The sequence below is a fragment of the Streptomyces sp. NPDC006265 genome (assembly GCF_040613555.1).
Lineage (GTDB): Bacteria > Actinomycetota > Actinomycetes > Streptomycetales > Streptomycetaceae > Streptomyces.
The window spans coordinates 1-2,009 of record NZ_JBEXSH010001231.1; the positions used below are offsets into that span (position 1 = coordinate 1).

2 protein-coding genes are annotated in these 2,009 nt (G+C 73.9%); both read left to right on the forward strand.

Going from position 1 to position 2,009, the window contains the following annotated elements:
- Window positions 1–1,258, forward strand: a 1,258-nt coding sequence (locus ABZ281_RS47445) for a hypothetical protein (protein ID WP_356664837.1), incomplete at its 5' end; no start/stop codon positions are given.
- 126 nt (window positions 1,259–1,384) lie between these two features.
- Complete coding sequence (locus ABZ281_RS47450; RefSeq protein ID WP_356664839.1) at window positions 1,385–1,867, forward strand: hypothetical protein; 483 nt, start codon at window positions 1,385–1,387, stop codon at window positions 1,865–1,867.
- Window positions 1,868–2,009 lie beyond the last annotated feature (142 nt).

A 2,009-nucleotide genomic window follows, 5' to 3' on the forward strand; every position in this document is an offset into this window, starting at 1 on the left:
CCGGGACGCGGTGCGACGCTGCGCCGACACCGATGAGCGCCGGGAGCTGGACCAGATCGGCGCGGCGGTCGGCAACCTCTCGCGCCGGCGGCCCCGGATGTACGAGCCGGAACCGCACCTGGACGTGTGGACCCTGGTATGCGGGGTGTGGCTTGCGGCCCGCTCGCGCGGCCGTGGCCCCGAGCAGTCCGCCGACCTGGCCCGCGCCGCCGTCGCGGACGAGCTGAAGGGCGCCCGAGTGCGGGACGTCACCCGGCTGCCCGTGCCGCCGCGCACCCCCGGCGACCAGCACGCAGACCCGGCAGCGTGGGCGGACGCCGAGCTGGCCCTGTGGTGGCCACAGGCCGTGACAGCCGCGTGCAACCGCCTTGAGGAAGAGTTCGAGGCGGAGGTTGCCGCCATGTCCGCGCGGCTGCTGCTGGTACGCGACTGGCCGCTGACCGGCACCCGCGACACCCCGGTCGCCTACCTGGCCGCCTCCCCCGTACTGGGCCCGGTCGTCCCCCACGGGCACCGCGAGGTCGACGACTACGTGTCCTGGAGCGGCGGCGACACCGCCGGACCGTCCTACGCGGCGGTCGTTGCTGCCCCGGCGCACCTGGTGGCGAAGCTGGAACGGGAACAGGCAGCCCAGCCCTCACACTACGAGCCGCGGTTCACCGCCGGCGGGCCGGTCACCGGCGGCGCGGCAGACCAGGCGGCAGCCGCGGCACTGCTGCGGCAGGCGTTCCCGTTCCTGCCCGGCGACGGCGACCGCGAGCCGTCCACCCCTACGGACGAGGTCCTCGAGCAGCGCCGCGCCCGGCGTGCAGCCGACCGGCCGTGGCGCGACGGGGAGGGCGAGGAACGCACCTACCGCATCGCGAGCGCCCTGCGCGACGGGTACAGCTGCTGGATTCCCGACAGCCCCCAGGCCCCGGCCGAGCTGGAGGGGATGGCGCCCTGGCTGCGCTGGAGCGCGCTGCGCCTGGACGTGCTGTGCGGCCGTGACGCAGAACAGCACTCGTGGGCCACCCTGTTCGGGACGCTCGAAACCGTCGACAGCACAGGCATCGCCCTCAACCCCGGCGGCCGGCACCTGCCGCTACACATCCCCATGCACCGGATCGTCGCCCTGACCGGCGCCCCGCACTGGGAGCGCAACCAGCAAACCCCCGCACTGTGGCAGCCCTACCATCTGCTTCCCACGCCACCCACAGGTCCGGGACCCGAGCCCGGCCGTCTTCGCGTCGTACCGGGATCCGCCGGCGCGCGCTGACGGAACTGCGCCACCCGGCCGGGGAATGAGATCCGGGTCACAGCCGTAGCGTCCAATCGTGGACGACGGCGCACTCATCCCATGACCATGATCGGATCCTCACCGCGACCAGGAGGGGGTACCGCTGTGCCGGTCCTGCGCCAGCTCACGACATGCACCGCACCGTCGACCGTCGTCATCGAACGCCGCACCCGGGCACGGGACCGGCCGATGGACTACCGGCTGGAGGTCTGCCACCGTCACCGTTGGCTGGCCAACAGCTGGACCGGGCGGCGCGGCCCCGAGGGCGCCGGTGGCCGGTGTGGCACCGTCACCGACTACCGGCCCTTCGCCGCGATCGTGCAGTCCCATGCCGACCTGTGGCTCCGGGCGTTAACCACGCACGCCCCGGAGGACCACGACGGCGACCTCGCGGCTGCACTCCGCGCGGGATTCGAGTGGCTGACCACCTACCGGGAGCCGACCGGCGTGGCCATGGCACTGGAACACGCAGCCCGGGTCGCCGAGGCGACCGCGACCGGCACCCTGCAACCGTCCGAAGGCCAGGCGCAGGTCCTGGCAGCGCTCAGCCTGGCGGAGACTCTGGACGCCGGCGCACGGGGAGCATGAGCCAGCGCCGTACAACGGCGAGGACCTTCGGGTTCTGCCGGACCCCGCCCGGCGGCCCTCCCTTGGGTGGGTCGTACGGGCTCCACGGAGGCGAGCCGGAACAAGTCGTCGCGCGGGCCGTAGGGTCGAAGCCGACCGGCCC